The organism is Pseudanabaena sp. BC1403, assembly GCF_002914585.1.
Classification (GTDB): Bacteria; Cyanobacteriota; Cyanobacteriia; order Pseudanabaenales; family Pseudanabaenaceae; genus Pseudanabaena.
On sequence record NZ_PDDM01000002.1, the window covers coordinates 192,327 to 211,322 of the forward strand.

Genomic DNA, 18,996 nt, shown 5'->3' on the forward strand with positions numbered 1-18,996 from the left:
TCAGCATTTCATCATAATTGCTAGTCTAATTTAAGTATATTTACTCAGGCAGACCTGCGTGCAAGCAATAGACCCACAAGAATTATATCCCTTTGAACTTGACCCGTTTCAATTACAGGCGATCGCCGCATTGCAAGCTGGTAAGTCGGTCGTTGTTTGTGCGCCAACTGGTTCAGGCAAAACCTTAATCGGCGAATATGCGATCCATGCAGCTTTAGCAGGTAATCGCCGCGTTTTCTATACCACCCCCCTCAAGGCGCTATCAAATCAGAAATTGCGAGACTTTCGGCAGCAGTTTGGCGATGATAATGTGGGCTTGCTCACAGGTGATACCTCTGTCAATCGTGATGCACCAATCTTGGTGATGACTACCGAGATTTTTCGGAATATGCTCTATGGTACTCCTATCGGTGAAGTAGGTACTTCGTTGACAGACGTGGAAGTAGTGGTACTAGACGAATGTCACTACATGAACGATCGCCAACGGGGAACGGTATGGGAAGAGTCGATTGTGTATTGTCCTGCGGGAGTGCAGCTAGTGGCACTCTCGGCAACCGTGGCAAATAGCCAGCAGCTCACCGATTGGATTCACAAAGTACATGGCGACACCGAATTAATCTATTCTGATTTCCGCCCAGTTCCTCTTGAGCATTCTTTCTGTAATAACAAAGGGTTTTTTCCGCTACTAGATAGCTCTAATGAGAAGATTAATCCGCGACTGAAGCCGCTCACTAATAAGCCGCCATCAAAAGAAGAAAGACATAAAATCGTTCCCCCGATTGGGGCTGTAATTTCCCATCTGCGTCAGCGCGATATGCTGCCAGCAATTTATTTTATCTTTAGCCGTCGAGGTTGTGATAAAGCGGTCACGGACTTAGGTAATGTCTCTCTAGTTAGTCCGACCGAAGCCCTGAGATTGAAACCGCAAATTGATTCGTTTGTTGCCGCAAATCCTGAGATTGGTAAACCTACACATATTGATGCTCTTTATCGTGGCATTGCCACTCATCATGCAGGGATTTTACCTGCTTGGAAAGGCTTTGTCGAGGAACTCTTCCAACAAGGCTTAATCAAAGTTGTATTCGCGACGGAAACTCTTGCCGCAGGAATTAATATGCCTGCACGAACTACCGTAATCTCTAGTATTTCCAAGCGTACCGATCGCGGACATCGATTGCTCAATGCTTCGGAATTTCTGCAAATGGCAGGCAGGGCTGGACGACGAGGTATGGATGAAGTTGGCTATGTTGTGACTGTGCAAACTCCCTTTGAAGGGGCTAAAGAAGCTGCTCATCTCGCCACATCTGGAGCCGATCCTCTTGTTAGTCAGTTTGCACCGAGTTATGGAATGGTCATGAACTTGTTGCAAACTCATTCTCTTGATCAAGCTAGAGATCTGGTAGAACGAAGCTTTGGGCAGTATCTTGCCGATCTTAATCTCGCGCCACAAATCCAGAATCTCGAATTAGTCATCGAGCAAATCGCTAAGTTAGAGAAAGATCTTGCTAATATCGATTTGAAGCAATTGGAAGTTTATGACAAATTGCGCGATCGCCTCCGAGAAGAAAAGCGGCTCCTAAAAATGCTCGCACAGCAAGCGGAAGAGATGCGTTTAAATGATTTGGCTTCCTACGCTCCCTATTTGCTGTCAGGCTCACCGCTTACGATCCGCACTAACAAAGGCTTGATTGTGCATACAGTTCTCGCTGCCAAAGTGCAAGGCTCTGGGCAGTTTCCTTGGTTTGTCTGTCTTGGTCGCGATAATCGCTGGTATACGGTTGGTTATAAAGATATTGTCCAAGTTGGTGCTGATTTGTTGCTTGATGGTGATATCGAATATCCTGCAAAGTTGCCATTGCGCCCAGGACAATCGATCGATGGGGATGAATCCAGCTTTGCGATCGCCCAAAAAATTACGCCATTACCTGATCCAGAGTTAGCACCTGAAGTAATTACCCAACAGTCGAGAGTCATTGCGATCGAGTCAGAAATGAATCAACATCCTGTCTCGAAAATGACTGATCGCGGTGCTGTTTTCAAAAAAGTTAGTCGGCTCGAACAATTGCAGCGCCAGATCGAATTTCAGCAAAAGGTGGTCAATGAGCGCCGCCAAAGACATTGGCAAGAATTTATGAGCTTAGTTAATATCTTGCAATTCTACGGATGTCTTGAAGATACCCAACCCACCGATAAAGGTAAGGTCGTAGCGGCGCTGCGAGGTGAGAATGAACTATGGTTAGCTCTATGTCTAATGTCAGGAGAGTTAGATAACCTCGCTCCCCATCACCTCGCTACCGTCTGTGCTGCGATCGTTAGTGAAAACAGTCGTCCTGATAACTGGATCAAATTTGGTTTATCCCCAACGGTGGAAGATGCCCTTGATGGTTTGCGCGATCGCCGTCGAGAATTGATGCCAGTCCAACGCCGACATTTGGTCGATATTCCTGCATGGCTAGATTATGAGCTAACAGGACTAGTGGAACAATGGGCGTTGGGAATGGAATGGTCGGAGCTATGTCAAAATACGAATCTTGATGAGGGCGATATTGTCCGCTTGATGCGCCGCACGATTGATTTGCTATATCAAATTCCCCATGTACCGAATTTGCCCTCTCAAATCTATTCATCAGCCAAGCAAGCTGCACAAATGATCGATCGCTTCCCTGTTAACGAGGTGATTTAAGCATATTTCTCACAATATATAGCTCGCCAAGTTAGTTAAAATATATAGCGCTTTTCAAGCGATCGAAGTACGGGATTGTGTCTCCGCCTTCGGCGGAGACACAATCCCGTACTTCATTTCAAAACCCAAATTAATAAAGGCGGAGCGAAGCTCCGCCTTTATTAATTTGGGTTGTATGTCCTAAGCAAAGCTTACATTGCTATACCTATTCTTTCTCGACTTTAGAGTGCAAAGAGCTTTAATTTCTTGATGATGCTTTTAATGGCACTAACTTACTTACTTTTGCCCAACTCAACTCATGTATCAATACATAGGAGCAAGGAATCAGGAATAAAGTCAGGATTGTGGCAAGGGCTAAGCCTGAGAAAATTACGATTCCAAGTGGTTGTAAAAACTCACCACCATCGCCGCCGCCAAGGGCAAGCGGAAATGCACCGACAACAGTTGTAATCGTGGTCATCAAGATCGGACGTAAACGAGTGGGGGCAGCTTGCAACATCGCTTGGATACGACTACATTTCTGCTCCTCGCGTAATTGATTTGCCAGTTCCACCAGTACGATCGCATTATTCACGACAATCCCAATCAGCAAGATCACGCCGATTACTACCATCACATTGATCGAGCTATTGGTGACGTATAGTCCAACAACTCCACCAGCCAGTGCAAGGGGAATCGTCAGCATGATCACAAGTGGATCGAGCAATGAGTTGTACTGTACTGCCATCACCACAAATACGAGGAATGAGGCAAGTAAGCCTAATGTTCCAAAGGCTCCAGATAGGTTGTCATTAGCAGCTTTTGCAGAACTAGGTAATACGGTGACACCATCGGGCAGGTCAATTTCGGCGATCGCCTGTTCAGTTTGTTTGAGAGCATCACTAAGACTTGCGCCGCGCTCCACACTACCGAGGATTAGGTAAACCTGACGTTGATTAATCCGTTGAATTTCTCCTGGGGCGCGACCTTCGCTCAAAGTTGCCACATCAGCGAGGCGGACTGGTCGATTATTGCTGACAAATAGGGGGACTTGCTGCAACTGCGAAGAGTTTTGGCGTAACTCAGGATCAAGCTGTACGCGCACATCGACAAGGCGATCGCCACGTTGTAGTTGGGTGGGTACTGAACCTGTAATCGCAGTTTGCAGAGTGGAGCCGATCGCTTGGGTGGATAGTCCTAATGCTTGCAGACGTTCCCAATCAGGAATAATTTGGACTTCAGGCTGACGAGCATCGGTATCGGGACGGAAAGTTGCGCCTTTAACTGACTTCTCTAAGACACTGAGAACTTCTAAACCTGCTTGGGTCAATAGGTCGGGGTTATTACCTTGCAAAACGACATCAATATCAGTTCTGGGTACAGGGGAATTATTGACAATAATCCCGCGCACTTGCCCAGGGTTAACCCGAACCCTCACTCCTGCTAGATTTAGTTTGGCTATTTCGCGATTAACGCGACTCACAAAACCCGTCAGGTCAGCATTTGGCTTGAGGGTAACCGTACTACCACTTCGCAAAGGATTAGCAGTAACGTTATTGCCAAAGGAACCACCGCCAATAGTAGCGAATGAGTAGGCTGTTTCAGGTTGCTTAATCAGAATTTCATCAACTAGCGCCATCACCTTAATATTCTCAGCAAGAGTTGTACCTGCTGGGAATTGAGCATTGACGTTGACATCACCTGTTTTGACTTGGGGGATGATTTCTTGGGGAAGTTGTCGCGCCATTAGGAAGCCACCACCGCCAAGGATTGCAAATAAAGCAATTATCACCAAAAGCCGATAATGGACAATCCTTGCTAAAAATCCTGCATAGCCCAGAGTAGCCGCCGCAAAACGACGCTCAAATCCGACCATGAACCAAGATTCATTTAAACGGCTCGACCAAGGGATTGCTAATAGTCGCGAAGCCATCATCGGCACTACAGTTACTGCAATCACAATCGAGGCAAGTACTGCAAAACTAATGGTCAGAATTAGTTGATTGAATAGTAGTGATAGAAATCCACCTAACAATAAGAATGGAAAAATTACGACAAGGTTGGTGCTAGTAGAAGCAATTAGAGCTGATTCAATTTCAGCACTGCTAGCCTGTGATTGGTTAATAATGTCGTCAAAGCCAGCCTCACCAGCATTGCGCTTGCGGATTTTCTCAATGCCGATAGTAATGTTCTCTAACATCACAATCGAGTTATCCACAACAATACCGACACCAAGAGCAAGTCCACCTAAACTGAATAGGTTGAGAGAGAATCCAAAAATACCCATACAGATTACTGCCGCAAGGGTCGCTAGGGGAATTGCAAGAGAAATAATTAATGTCTGACGTAATGATCCTAGAAATAAAAACACAGCGATCGCCGCTAAGCCAGAACCAATAATCCCTGACCAAGCCACGTTAGCAACCGATGCCCTGATTAGCTTTGACTCGTCAATGGTGGCTGTTACCTCAGCATCACTGGGAATCAAGCCATTTTCCTGAAGGGTGGCAATTTTTTCCTTGACGCGATCAACGACCTCAATCGTATTAGCATCGGGCTGCTTAGTTATGAGCAACCGCACCGCTTCCTGTCCATTTAATGTAGTGAAAACCCGTTGTTCCTCAGTACTATCAATAATCTCCGCAAAGTCACGCAAATAGACTTGTCTAGACTGGGTTGTAGCCGATGGATTACTAACCACAAAGGATAAATTTTCTAGCTCTTTAGCATTTTTAAACTTGCCGATCGCCCGAGTCAGTGGCTCAACCGCGCCATTGCGTAACCTACCACCAGAAATATCGATATTGCGATCGCGCAATGCATCCAAAACATCATTAACGCTCACGCCTGCTGATTGTAATCGAGGCAGATCGAGATTAACCTGTACTTCTTCCTTTACTCCTCCAACTACATCAACACCCGCAACCCCAGGCACGATCGCCAGTTCCCGACCCAACTCCTCATCCGCGAATAGTCGCAACTCTGGCAATGACAAAGAAGGCGATGTGAGCGCAAACTCATAGATCGGAAATTGAGACGGATCAAACTTAAAAATTCTTTCATTCTCGACGACATCAGGTAAACGACTACGCCCACGGTTGAAGCTAGCAACAGCATCATTCAGCGCCTGATCAACATCACTACCTGCATCAAAAAACAAATCAACTCGCACTTGTCCTTCGCGAGTACGCGAAAAAAGCTGGTTAACGCCTTCCGTAATTGCCAAAGCTTCTTCTAGAGGTTTGGTGACTTCGGTAATAGCCACCTCTGGAGAAACCCCTGGAACATCAATCTGTACGCCGATGCGTGGATAAACAATTGATGGAAGTAAGTCTACCTGCAATCGGGTGATATAAAATGCGCCCATCACAAAAATAGCGATCGTCAGCATCAGCGTACCGATGTGGCGGCGAATTGCCGTGGCGCTGATACTAAATCCTGTCGGCTTCGGATTGGACAAGTTTTGGTTGCTCATAGTTACCTCTTAAAATAATTAAAAAAAATAAAGATGTAAGGTGCAAAGTGCCTTACATCTTTATTTAGAAGATTCCGATAACACGCTGAGCTTGACAGAATCACCATCCTGCAATTTGCCCCCACTTCTGACCACGATGCGATCGCCTTCTTTTAAACCAGAGAGAATCACGACTTTACCATCACGGCGATCGCCAAGGGTAACTTTACGCGCCGCCACTTTCGGCTCTTGCTGATCACCAGTAATCACAAAAACTGTGCCAGTTTTTGGCTTGCCTTGATTACTAGCATTAGGATTAGACTTGGTATCGGTTTTTGGCTTCGCTTGAGTTGTATTTGCATCTTTAGGTGATGGGGTCGGTCGTCCTGCTACCTCTAGAGCTGTTTCTGCGATCGCAATCTGACGAGCCTGATTACTGGAAAACTGCACTCTCGCTAGCTGACCGCTTCCCAATTTATTATCGCGATTAGGAACGACAACTTCTACAGGAATCAATCTCGCTACAGGATCAGCTACTGGTGAAATCCGTCTCACCGTTCCTGTAAACTTTTGATTTGGGAATGTATCAAATCGCACGTCAACCGATTGATTTAAACGAACCTTACTAATTTCCAGCTCTGAAATCAGCACAATTACCTTAACTTGACTAAAATCACCTAATTTTATAACGTCATTTCCTGCGAATAGAAGATTCCCCGTTTCACTAACGCGCTCTAGCACAACCCCACTAATCGGTGCAGTAATCGTAGTGTAGGATTGACGCTCTTGTTCCCTTAGTCTAATCGCTTCTTGAGCTAAAACTCTCTGTGAACTTGCTCCCACCGTTTGTTGCTGAAGACTGACTTGTTGCTCAGCAGATCGCAATGATTGCTCGGCAGTTCGCGCACGGGTAATTGCAGTCTCCGCAGTTTGAGAAGATACGGCTCCATCTTTAGCCAATTGGGTGAAGCGGTTCGCATCAGCTTGTGCCTGTTGGTATTCCAGTCTGGCTCGTTCTACTTGAGCGCGAGCATTACCCACGCCAGCACTTGCTTGCGAAACTTCTGCTTCTCTCGCTGCAACTTCCGCTTCGGCCTGTAGCACAGTTGCGGATAGAACTGCATCATCCAATTGGGCGATTGATTGTCCAGTTTCCACGCGATCGCCAACATCCACATTCAGATCGAGCAAACGCCCTTCCAGTCTCGATTTTACCGACACTTCTCTGATTGGTGCAGTTGTGCCTGTGTACTCTGTCTCAGCTTGGAGAGTATCAAATTTAGCGATTGCCACATCTACAGCTGTAGATGGTTTTTGGCTTTGTGTCTGGGCTTGAGTTGCGTCTTTAGCTGCACCACAGCTAGTAATTCCAACTGATAAGCCTGTGATCGCCGCTAACATCCAAATAGCTTTCATAGGTGTGATGGCAAATGTTGAGTTTTCTAAAGCCATTCTAAGCGATGTTACTTTATTTTGCGCGAGATTCTCACGATAAATCCTTTAGTTAATAAATGCTTGCTGTCATCACTACCTATGTCAATATAGATGGAGAAATAGTCATAAATCCCTGAAATTATCTAATTTCAGCTAATTTCGCCTCAATGATTCCTCCAAATGTGGTAGCATTCATCTTTTCTATTGTGATCAGTGCAATCGCTATAGGAATTTTGTGCTATCCATTTTTTGTGAAGTGGCAACGCGATCGCCTCATGGCGCAGCAATTTCCTAAGTCATGGTTAAGCATTATCGAAAGTAATCTTTCTATTTATAAGAGTATGACTTCTGAACAGCAAAAAGAATTGCTCGGCTATATACAAGTATTTCTGAAAGAGAAGCAATTTATTGGCTGTCTAGGATTGCAAATTACGCAAGAGATTAAAGTGACGATCGCGGCAATCGCCTGTTTGTTGTTATTTGGCGATCGTAAAACTTACTTTCCAAATCTGCGATCGATTTTGGTTTATCCTCACGCTTACATCGTCAATGAGATGGTGATGAGCGATCGCTATGTAGTGGAAGAACGTCGTGTCGCTAGATTAGGAGAGTCATGGACAAGAGATCAATTGGTTCTCTCTTGGGAGCAGGTACAGCAGGATATTCGCAATTGGCAAGATGGACATAATGTGGTGCTGCATGAGTTTGCACACCAGCTTGATCAAGAAGATGGGCAAGCTGAAGGTGTGCCAATTTTATCAAGAGCAATGGATTATGCGGCATGGTCAAAGGTGATGACGACAGAATATTTGCAACTATGCGATCGCGTGGAATGTGGGAAAAAAACTGTCATTGATAGTTATGGTGCGACTAATCCTGCGGAGTTTTTTGCGGTGGCAACGGAGACATTTTTTGAGAAGCCACATCAGTTAAACCAAAAGCATCCTTCTCTTTACGAAATCTTGCAAAGATACTATTACCTCGATCCTCGTCAATGGCAACATTAAAGCTATATATTTAGCCACTAACCTAAAGGAGAGATGCGGCGCTTTGCGCCGCATCTCTCCTTTAGTAATAAATCAAAGAGGGGGAGCTACGCTCCCCCTCTTTAGATTTATGCCGCAACAGCTTGCTTGAGCGGTTGCCAAGTCACTTGGCGATCGCTACCTGTTTCAATTACGATTTTTACTCTTGGATCGCGATCGGGAATCTGGCTTAAAGTCTCAAGTTCTTCCTTGGACAGGTATTTACCCTCGATCAGCCACACAACTAAGCCCTTAGCTTTAGGAGGTAAAGCATTGAGACGAAATTGGATCGCAGGTGGGATGAAATATGTGCGAATCTCGGTTTTGCCAAGGTGAGAAGGACGCACGCCATGAACTCCAGTGAGATAGCTATTCACATCACCTAAACCACGCGCAGAAATGAACAAAATGTCATAACCTGCATTCTTCAGTCTGAGTTGGTAGCGACCTTCATATCCGCCTTCTGGGGGAACGCGCATTGCTAAAGCGCCTGCCTTTTCTAGGTCTTTGACAATTTTATCGGTTGCAATCAAGGGCATGGTGACATCCTATGCTAAACGCTAAATATAGAGCTAACAGTATTTTATACCTAGAAAGGAAAAGGATGCGCTTCGCGCATCCTTTTCCTTTCTAAAAAATGATCCAAAACAGGGGGATGGACTCATTCGACAACTTGGACATCAACATCGATAGTGCCTGGTGGGGTAAGCCGTACAAATTTATTTTGCTGCTCTTGCAAAGGTTCACCACAGTTAGGACATTGAAACTGACTTGACCTTGAGGCATTAAAAGTTGTGTCGCATATAGGACAATCTGCTGTCACGATGCTGCGTTTAATCCACCATTGCAAACCAAAAAAGGCGACGACAGGGACTACTGTAATGAAACCAATCAAGATGAAAAACGAGTTAACTAGCCAACCTAGCCCGATCGCACTAAATGCCCAAAAAACCAGCATAGTCGTTAGCCAAAAACGCACACCTGACCAGCGATCGCCACCACCGCCGCCATTGGGAAAATTATTGCCAAATGTGTAGTATTTCATTAGTTTCAGTCCCTGTAACCCTGTATTTGCATAATAGCGATCGTAACACTCTTATCTAATGTTGCCCTTCTGTCATTGGGTATGGTTAACCACAAATAATGATTAGAGGCGGCGCTTTGCGCCACCTCTAATCATTATTTGCAAGGGGAGGGCTAGGGTGGGGTAAATTTTCGGTGATACGACGAGAATTTGTGTCGTCTCTATTCCAATGATCGCTATAGAATTAATTTTGTAACTCACGGATATATTTGCGGAATCAACGTGAACCCTGCTAGAACAATTTGTCTTGGCTTTGTGGCTGTCATAGCAATTGGGACATTTTTACTAATGCTGCCCATATCAACTAGTAACGGCACATGGTCAGATCTGATCACCGCTTTATTTACCTCTACCTCGGCTGTATGTGTAACGGGTTTATCGGTAGTTGATGTCGGTAAATTTTATTCATTTTGGGGACAACTGTTCCTGACATTGTTAGTCCAAATAGGCGGATTGGGCTATATGACTGCGACTACCATCCTCCTATTGCTGATTGGACGTAGATTTAGCCTGAGGGACAAAGTGACTTTGCAGTCCGCATTGGATACAAATGGTATTCGTAGCGGTCTGCAATTAGTTAAGTCAATCATTGCCGTGACAATGTTATTTGAGTTGACTGGGGTATTTGCCCTGATGCCCATCTTTAGCCAAAAAATGAGCTTTACTGAAAGTGTTTGGCAATCAATTTTTCATAGCGTTAATGCTTTTAATAATGCTGGTTTTAGCCTATTCACAGATAATTTGATGGGCTATGTGAATTCACCGATGGTGAGTATCATTATTGGCTTACTGATTATTTTTGGTGGCATTGGCTATCAAGTGATTTTAGAAGGCTATCTATGGTTAAGAACAAAATTTTCACGCGATCGCGATTACATCTCCTTTAGTCTGACCTTCTGCGTAGCCACCAGTACAACCATTGCCTTACTCCTATTTGGCACTATATTTTTCTGGTTGACAGAGTTTAGTAATAGCGAAACATTGGGTAAATTGCCACTGTTTGATCAGATCATTGGTGCTTGGTTTCAGTCGGTTACTACGCGCACGGCTGGCTTCAATACGATTGACAATGGCAAAATGACTGTGACTGGGATATTTATCACGATCGCTTTAATGTTTATCGGTGCAAGCCCTGGAGGTACAGGTGGTGGCATTAAAACCACAACTGCTAGGATTTTGGCTAGTTGTACGGGCGCAGCATTGCAGGGTCGAGATCAAATCAATCTTTATAAGCTGCAAGTACCAAATGGTCTGATCTTAAAAGCAGTTGGTGTCGCAGTGGGTTCATTATTTACAGTAATTTGTTCGACAGGGTTACTATCATTAACTGATCGCAATATGGGCTTTATAAATATTCTATTTGAAGCTACTTCAGCATTCGCCACAGTCGGCTTATCGACTGGCATTACTTCATCGTTATCCTCAGCAGGCAGACTCGTGATAATTGCCACAATGTATATCGGTCGGGTTGGCGTATTACTATTGATGGCAGCAATCTTTACTGATACCCGTCCTAGTCTGATTAAATATCCTCAAGAGTCGATGCTAGTTGGTTGAGCCACTAAAAACATTGCTACTTGCTGTCTTTAGTAATATTTAAAATAAATCACCGTAAGGAATACAGGAAAATTTTGTGGATATATCTTCTTTAAGCTTTTTTCGTAGTCTGCGCCACGAAAACAAGCAATTTGCCGTGATTGGCTTAGGACGATTTGGGAGATCGGTATGCTCGACCCTTGATCGCTTAGGGCATGAGGTCTTAGCTGCTGACAAAGACGAAGAGAGTGTCAGTCATGTTCGAGCCAATAACCTAGCAGCGCATTGTATTCAATTAGATTCCACTAATCCACTTGCACTCAAAGAATCTGGCATTCTCGAAATTGATACGGTGATTGTTGCGATCGGCAATTTTTTAGAAGAGAGTATTATCACTACTTTGAATGTGAAGGAAGCGGGAGTGAAGCACGTTGTTGCGAAGGCTTCATCAGAAGTACATGGGACTTTGCTCAAAAAAGTTGGTGCGGATCTAGTCGTTTATCCTGAAGCAGAAATGGGAAGAGCATTGGCGCGATCGCTAACTCAACGAGGCATTTTAGAGCGCTTTGAACTCGATCCAGATAATAGTATTGTCGAAGTGATGGTTCCTGAAGAGTTTGATGGCAAGACGATCCTAGAACTAAAGCTGCGTGGTCACTATGGCGTAAATGTGATTGCCGTTAGCCATGATCAAAAGTTTGAAATCAACCCTGATCCAAACCAAAAGCTGTTCAAAGGATCAGCGATCGTTGTAATTGGCAGCAACAAAAATATTAGTCGTCTGCCAATTTCCTGTGATTTGTTCAATAACGATGGAACTTCCGTAACAACTCAGTTGCCATTACATCAATCATCAGAAGTCAAACTTAAATAGCTGATGTTATGTGTAGAAAGCAGATAATGAATCTCTTGCTGGTAGTGAATCAGGGCAGACACGGGTGGATTGCCCCTATCTGAATAATATTTATGCTCTGTAGGTGCTGCGCCCCCTTGCCAGACTTAAGCCTCAGCTATCTCAGGAATTCTATCTAGGTATGGTGATTTAAATAGAATAAAACCAAAAATTTAGAGTCAGCGCTTTGCGCTGACTCTAAATTTTTGGTTTTGAGGAGGAACTGAATCCTAATAAGTGTTTTTAACTAAACCTTAACTATTTTAGGCTCAGGAAATATAATGTGACTAATTTAACAAAACTGTTTACTTTCGGAGTCGCAATGATTAGACATACTCTTGCAGATAATCTAGCGGAGGATTTTCATGATGCTGCCAGTCCTGCTGTTCCGACATTGGCAAATATTTGGGCAAAGAAGTATATTCAAAATTTGCAAGCGGATTCACCCAAGCAGGATATTAAATCTAATAATTTAGAGGAAATCTTATCAACAGAGAGACGTGAGGTAACTGCTACAAATTTATTGCAGTCTCTACGCTTCTCTAGCGCTCAGGCATGGGCAAAGACCGAAAATTTATTGATGGGGCAGTTGCAAACCCATGGTATTGCCGCAGACTTAATCGATCCTTGGGCAATCGCCACCGATTCTCGGTTTCTGTTAGAGCAGGCTCTAAAGGTTTATACAGAGAATTCTGAAAGTCGCCTTGTAGAGATAGACCTGAACATTGATGGGCAAAAATTGAGTCTAGCCAGCTATACACAGTTACCAACAATTGGACAGCTCTCAGTTGCGATCGCTCAAAGCGTTGGAAAGATTCGCAAAAAATTCACATCAGTTGATGCGCGCGCGATCGGCTTTGTGAGTATGCAGTTTCATTACAGTGGGCAGTTACTTCTCGACTCACTTCCACCACTCGAAAAATTGATGGTTAACTCCTACTTCAAAGTCATTGACGATCATCTCTACATGCCCTTGCAAAGATGCTATGAAGCGGCTGGGAATCTAGAGTATGACGACATTGCCTTGGAATCTGTGCGTCATTTGCTTACAAGAACTAGTGAAATTGCACGGCAAGTTTCTCAAAAAACACTGATTATGCATTCTGACTATCATTGCTATAGCGGTGTGTTGAGCTCACCTCAAATTCGTGTTTCTAGCTTGCGTGACATTGAGATGTTTCAAGTTTATCTTTGTCTATGTGTTCTCGAAAAAAGCGTTGCTTCAATTCAGCAAGAGCTTTTCCCCCTCTGTATTATGCTCTATCCACCTTTAAAAGTTAGTTGGGAACTAGTGCGCACTTTGTTAAGACTGCTTTCTCAAGAGATGCATAATTGTCTTGGAGAAGAGCATGTTCAGCAGTTTGAGCCATATCTCATCGCCTTGAATGAAATGTTTGGTGATGATGTGCTGCCCGAAGCCTGATAATAATAAAGCTTGGAATATTAAACCTACAGCTATTTCCGATCAAACTAACCATAATAAATTCTATAAAAGTGTTGCTTCGCAACACTTTTATACCAAAACACAAAGTGGCGTAGCCACTTTGTGTTTTTAAAACCCTTACAGGGTTTGCTTTTTAATTCACAGAAGTGTTGTCACGCTTTTGTGAATTGGTATTAAAGAATTTATTAGTTTGGGTTTGAGCGTAAAGCACTGTAATAAGCTTGGTAAAAAAGTTGCCAGTAGTTTTAGTTATACCCATTGGCTTAGTTAAAAACATGTCGCAAACATACTTTTAACTAAGCCAATTTCAGTACTTTTAGTGCCACTGGTAATGAAAGTACTGAAATTGGTCTCATAATTAGAATTGTTGAAAAGTTGCGCAAACCGAGACTTTTTTACCAAATTTGAGTTTGCCATCCGAAGCACAGAACAGCTACGAACAGAAAAAATTAAGCATGACCTGTATTTGTACGATTAGCCAAGCGATCGCCATTACATCGGCAATGGTTGCCAATATTGACGAAAACGCGCAAAACAACATAGAGATAAGGGGCGTTACTTCCGATAGCCGCAAACTTAAAGCTGGTGAGATATTTGTAGCTTTAACTGGCGAGAACTTTGATGGTCATATGTTTGTGGCAAAAGCGATCGCCCAAGGCGCAGTTGCTGCAATCGTCAGCCGTGAATGGGCGAGCTCAGATGCCGCAGTAGGTTTACCTGTCTTAGCCGTTGACGATATAATTACGGCTTACCAAGATCTAGCCCGCTGGTGGCGATCGCAGTTTTTACACCCAGTTGTATCGATTACTGGCTCAGTTGGCAAAACCACCACTAAAGAAATTATTGCCAGCATGTTAGCTTGCTATGTCGCCCCCGATCAGCGAGTTCACAAGAGTCAGGCTAACCATAATAATGATATTGGTGTGGCGCAAACTTTGTTGTCGATTGATCCTGAGCGGGATCGTTTTGTCGTTGTAGAAATGGGGATGCGTGGTCTAGGCGAAATCGAACGCCTTGCCAAAACAGCTTTGCCGACGGTGAGCGTAATCACTAATGTGGGAACAGCTCATATTGGTAGGTTAGGTTCGCGAGAAGCGATCGCTCAAGCTAAATGTGAACTTTTGGCTGAGACTTCTCCGAATGGCACTGCCATTCTCAATGCTAGTAATCCCCTTTTGCTGGAAATGGCTAGCAAAGTTTGGCAAGGTAAAACGATCACCTATGGCTTAGGGACTGGGGATATCAATGGTGAACTAATTGATCAGCAATTACATGTAGAAGGTCTAACGTGGGACTTGCCCTTACCAGGTCGCCATAATGCTTTAAATTTTTTGGCAGGCTTAGCAGTTCTCAGGGCATTAAATCTCGATTGGCATCGAACAACTCAAGGGATCGGGAAACTCGATCTTCCGTTTGGTAGAGCGCAGATATATGAGTTGCCTCAAGATGTGATGATTCTTGATGAGACGTATAATGCTTCCCCTGAAGGGATGCTCGCGGCTCTGCGCCAACTTGCAGATATGCCAGCAAAACGACATTGGGCAGTTTTGGGGACGATGAAGGAATTGGGAGAGATGTCTACTCAATTGCATCGTCAAGTTGGTGAAGCGATCAGTAAATTGGGAATTGAAGGAGCGATCATCTTGACCGATGGTGAAGCAGATGCGATTTTGACGGGAGCCAATGGTTCATTGAAATATGCGATCGCCTGTCAGTCCTATGACGATATTACACAGACGCTTTTGCAAAAAGTTAAAAGTGGCGATCGCATTCTGTTTAAAGCTTCACGATCCGTTGGCATGGATCAAGTTGTCAAGGCATTTCGCCAGACTTGGCAATAGTTTGTCTTTAGTTTGTTTTTATATAAATGGCGGCGCGTAGCGCCGCCATTTATATAGTCTTTAGGAGTTGTTGAATAACTGTAATTAAATGAGATAGTTGCACAGGTTTGGCGAGATATTCATTCGCACCAACGGCTAAACATTTTTCGCGATCGCCAATCATCGCTAAAGCAGTTAGCGCCACAATGGGAATATTGTTTATATCTGGATTTGCTCGGATACTTTTAATTGCGCTGATTCCATTTAGCACTGGCATTTGAATATCCATCAGAATCAGATCAGGTTTTTGGGCGATCGTCATATTGATTGCTTCTTGACCATCAGATGCAAAAATTAGGCGATATCCTCGACTAATTAAATAATTAGAGAAAGTTTCAATATTAATGGGATTATCATCTGCTAACAAAATCAAAGGATTAACAGCTAAATTATTCTCTAAATTACTTGCTTGCTTATAACTCTCACTGAAGGAATTTGATGGAAGTTCTAATTTATCTACTTTATCTAATTTATCTAATTCAATTGATTCTGTATAGGGCAAAACTATCGAAAAGCAACTTCCTTCGCCAACTTGACTAGCAACACTCACACAGCCTCCATGCATTTCCACAAGTTGTTGGACTAGAGTAAGTCCTAAACCTGTGCCTGCGTATTGTCGATTTAGGCTGCTATCAATCTGGACAAAAGCTTGAAATAGATTACTAATATCTTCTGGAGAAATGCCAATACCCGTATCAATAATTGAGAAGATCATTACATAAGGGCATTCGGTAGTTATCTTTGTTGTCTCTGCTGCTTGGAGATTAACTTCTAGGCAAACACTCCCCCCTTTAGGCGTGAACTTAACCGCATTGCTGAGTAAGTTAATTAAGGCTTGCCTCATGCGTCGTTCATCAACTGTGACCATTTTGATGCTGTGGTTGATAGACAACTTGAGCTGAATATTTTTTTGACTGGCAATTTGCTTGACAAATTCTAGGCTGGATTTGCACAGATATTCGATCGCTACGGAGCTAAGCTCCAGCTCCAATTTACCTGCACCAATTTTGGCTACATCCAAAATGTCATTAATTAATTCCAATAAATGCCGACCGCTAGTTTCGATTAGAGATAGCGATCGCATCTGTCGCTCGTTTAAATCTCCAAATACTCCTGTCATCAAACCTTCAGACATTCCCAACACAGCATTTAGTGGAGTCCGCAGTTCATGGCTCATGTTAGCAAGAAATTCATCCTTAAGTTTCGTCGCCCTAGCTAACTCATTATTAGCCGCGCTCAATTGCTGATTGGTAAATTGAAGCTCCTGCGTCCGTTGTGCAACTCTTGACTCTAATTGTTGATTGAGTTGATAGAGATCATCAATCGCTTCTTGTCTTTCTATCTCTGCACTCGCCAAAGATTTTTCAGCTTGCTTGCGATCGCTAATATCTTCGATGACCCCAACTAAAAGTGGTGTCTGACCAACTTCATCCAATATTTTAGAACTAGTTGTTCGTACCCAAAGCATTTTCCCATCTTGATGAAAAAGTCGTTTTTCCATTTGATAGCTTTCACTTTCACCAGACAAGACTTGAGTACGCAGTCGTAAATTATCTTCTATATCTTCAGGCAGCATATTGTCAGTAAATCGCATTAATTGCAATTCACTTTCAGAATAGCCAACCATTTGTTGATAAAAAGGATTAGTCCTAATAAATTTACCGTCAGCATTCGTAATTGCTATGCCTACAACTGAACGTTCAAACATGGCGCTTAAAAGAGATTCACTTGCTCTTAATCGTTGTCCACTCTCTCTTAAGGCTATTTCCGCAATCTTGCGATCGCTAATATCTTCAGCAATGGCAGCCATTTGCTCGATTTTTCCATTAGAATTTTTTAAGGGGAAGCAGCGTCCCCATATCCATCGAATATCTCCATCAGGACGAATAATTCGATATTCCTCACTAAAGAATCCACTACTAACTGTCAATTTATAAAGTTGAAGAACTCTATCAATATCTTCAGGATGGATCGATTGCATCCAAATCTCAGGATTTTGATATAAATACTCGCATGAATGTCCCCAAATCTCAGAATATCGAGGACTCACATACATTACCTTCCCAGTACTAAACTCACGGATAATAATTGCACCGCGATTATTATCGGCAAATTGACGAAACATATTATTACTGTCAGCTAGTGCAAATGTGCTTGCTTGCACTTGGCTCTCCAATAGTTTATTTCGTCCTTGGAGTAACTCTAGTTTCTCTTGCTCTAGTCGAGACATCTTTGTTTCTAGGATCGAGACTAGTTTATAAATTTCTGTGAGCTGAAGTGTATTAATCAAGTCACTTTGACCAATGATTCCCTCCATTGTTCCATCTGGATTAGTCACAATCAAGTGATTAATCATTCGCGTTTGCATTATCTCTCGTACTGACCAAAGTGTCTCATCTGGGCTGACTGTAGCAACTGGAAAGCTCATCACTACCTGTACAGATGTTGTCGCTAGTGCTATCTCTAAAGCAAGATATTGAACGATATCGCCTTCAGTAACAATTCCCACAGGCAATATGCCTCTATCGCACTCTTCAACGATCACTACTGAACTCACTTTCTGCTCAAGCATTAAGTTCGCAATCTGTGCTACCGAAGCTCTAGAATCTGCATAAATCACAGAAGTAGTCATAACCTCCCTAGCCTGACGCAAACGCAGCATATCGATGGGACGCAATAATTGCCGTAAACTCTCTTGAGTAAGTAATCCAACGATTTCGCCACGATCATTTACTAGGGGTAAATGTTTAATCTGATAGCGATGGAAGCGATTAATTGCTACAAGGATGTCGGTAAATTCCCATTCCAAAAGTGATTGAACTGGATAAACCATCACCTCAGCGATCGTAGTTTCGATCAGATTTTGCACCGAATTTTGGGCTGAAGTTTCAGGATTAGCTTTTTGTCCACATAGCCTAACCAAGTCACGTTCAGTCAAAATGCCAATTAGTTTTTTCCCTTCAGTTACTAAAATGCAACTGTTTTGGGCATGAGCTAATTGCAAATTTATTTCTGAGTCAATCTCACATAATAAGTTGCAAGTTTTTCTGCCCACACTCATTAGGGCGATCGCGTCAGCAACAGTTGCACTTGCTGTGATCGTTAAGGGAGCGCGAATGATCGCCTGTTCAATTGGCACTTCCTGACTATTAGCATACATAGGTACAACCACAGAATTTTATGAAATTTCTATACAAATATCTTTTAACTAAATTCTACTTTAAGTTTCTGGCTTTTACTTGGCATTCACAAATTTTCTGGCGATTGCCATTACGAAACTGATTTTCAATTTTACTGAGTTAACTTCCGAATCCAGCAATTCTAAATTTATGAAACCAATTTGGACAATGAATATCACTGGTACAGTAAGTTTGTGTCTATATAAGTAATGAGGCTAGCTAAATAATTGTTTCTCCCAGAGCAAAAGAATAATTCCTATAGTATAGTTGTCTTGAATCCGTTCCCATAACATAGAATCAATCAAAAGGTTTAATTTGATTTGATAGATGTTCTAACTGCATCTATTTTTATTTAATGAGTTTCTTGTGATTACTTGGTAAGCAAGTATCTATAAAATCAGTTAGG

11 protein-coding genes are annotated in these 18,996 nt (G+C 43.0%); 6 read left to right on the forward strand and 5 right to left on the reverse strand.

What is annotated here, in order from left to right:
• Positions 1–58 precede the first annotated feature (58 nt).
• On the forward strand, positions 59–2,683 hold the full coding sequence (locus CQ839_RS03360) for an RNA helicase (protein WP_103666867.1): 2,625 nt from the start codon (positions 59–61) through the stop codon (positions 2,681–2,683).
• Between the two features lie 238 nt (positions 2,684–2,921).
• Here CQ839_RS03360 and CQ839_RS03365 read toward each other — a convergent pair whose 3' ends face one another.
• A complete protein-coding gene (locus tag CQ839_RS03365; RefSeq protein ID WP_103666868.1) occupies positions 2,922–6,137 on the reverse strand; it encodes an efflux RND transporter permease subunit in 3,216 nt (1,071 codons plus the stop codon).
• Between the two features lie 60 nt (positions 6,138–6,197).
• Positions 6,198–7,568 (reverse strand): efflux RND transporter periplasmic adaptor subunit, encoded by a 1,371-nt coding sequence (locus CQ839_RS03370; protein WP_103666869.1) that lies wholly within the window; start codon positions 7,566–7,568, stop codon positions 6,198–6,200.
• A 149-nt stretch (positions 7,569–7,717) separates the two neighbouring features.
• Here CQ839_RS03370 and CQ839_RS03375 point away from each other — a divergent pair, with 149 nt between their 5' ends.
• On the forward strand, positions 7,718–8,557 hold the full coding sequence (locus tag CQ839_RS03375; protein WP_103666870.1) for a zinc-dependent peptidase: 840 nt from the start codon (positions 7,718–7,720) through the stop codon (positions 8,555–8,557).
• A gap of 107 nt (positions 8,558–8,664) precedes the next feature.
• Here CQ839_RS03375 and CQ839_RS03380 read toward each other — a convergent pair whose 3' ends face one another.
• Together CQ839_RS03380 and CQ839_RS03385 are read right to left on the reverse strand one after the other, a co-directional pair.
• A complete protein-coding gene (locus tag CQ839_RS03380; RefSeq protein ID WP_103666871.1) occupies positions 8,665–9,114 on the reverse strand; it encodes an NAD(P)H-quinone oxidoreductase subunit N in 450 nt (149 codons plus the stop codon).
• Positions 9,115–9,236: 122 nt separating this feature from the next.
• Positions 9,237–9,620, reverse strand: coding sequence for a hypothetical protein (locus tag CQ839_RS03385; RefSeq protein ID WP_103666872.1), 384 nt, complete (start codon positions 9,618–9,620; stop codon positions 9,237–9,239).
• Between the two features lie 261 nt (positions 9,621–9,881).
• Between CQ839_RS03385 and CQ839_RS03390 the strand changes: the two genes are divergently transcribed.
• From CQ839_RS03390 to murF, 4 genes are all read left to right on the forward strand, one after another.
• Positions 9,882–11,216, forward strand: a complete 1,335-nt coding sequence (locus CQ839_RS03390) for a TrkH family potassium uptake protein (RefSeq protein ID WP_103666873.1) — start codon at positions 9,882–9,884, stop codon at positions 11,214–11,216.
• A 76-nt stretch (positions 11,217–11,292) separates the two neighbouring features.
• The gene (locus CQ839_RS03395; protein WP_103666874.1) at positions 11,293–12,069 is read left to right on the forward strand and encodes a TrkA family potassium uptake protein; all 777 of its coding nucleotides are present in this window, start codon (positions 11,293–11,295) and stop codon (positions 12,067–12,069) included.
• 301 nt (positions 12,070–12,370) lie between these two features.
• Positions 12,371–13,510, forward strand: a complete 1,140-nt coding sequence (locus CQ839_RS03400) for a hypothetical protein (protein WP_258040614.1) — start codon at positions 12,371–12,373, stop codon at positions 13,508–13,510.
• Positions 13,511–13,986: 476 nt separating this feature from the next.
• Positions 13,987–15,372 (forward strand): UDP-N-acetylmuramoyl-tripeptide--D-alanyl-D-alanine ligase, encoded by a 1,386-nt coding sequence (gene murF / locus CQ839_RS03405; RefSeq protein ID WP_103666875.1) that lies wholly within the window; start codon positions 13,987–13,989, stop codon positions 15,370–15,372.
• A gap of 49 nt (positions 15,373–15,421) precedes the next feature.
• Here murF and CQ839_RS03410 read toward each other — a convergent pair whose 3' ends face one another.
• Entirely contained in the window at positions 15,422–18,571 is a 3,150-nt protein-coding gene (locus CQ839_RS03410) for a PAS domain S-box protein (protein ID WP_103666876.1), read from the reverse strand.
• Positions 18,572–18,996: the final 425 nt, after the last annotated feature.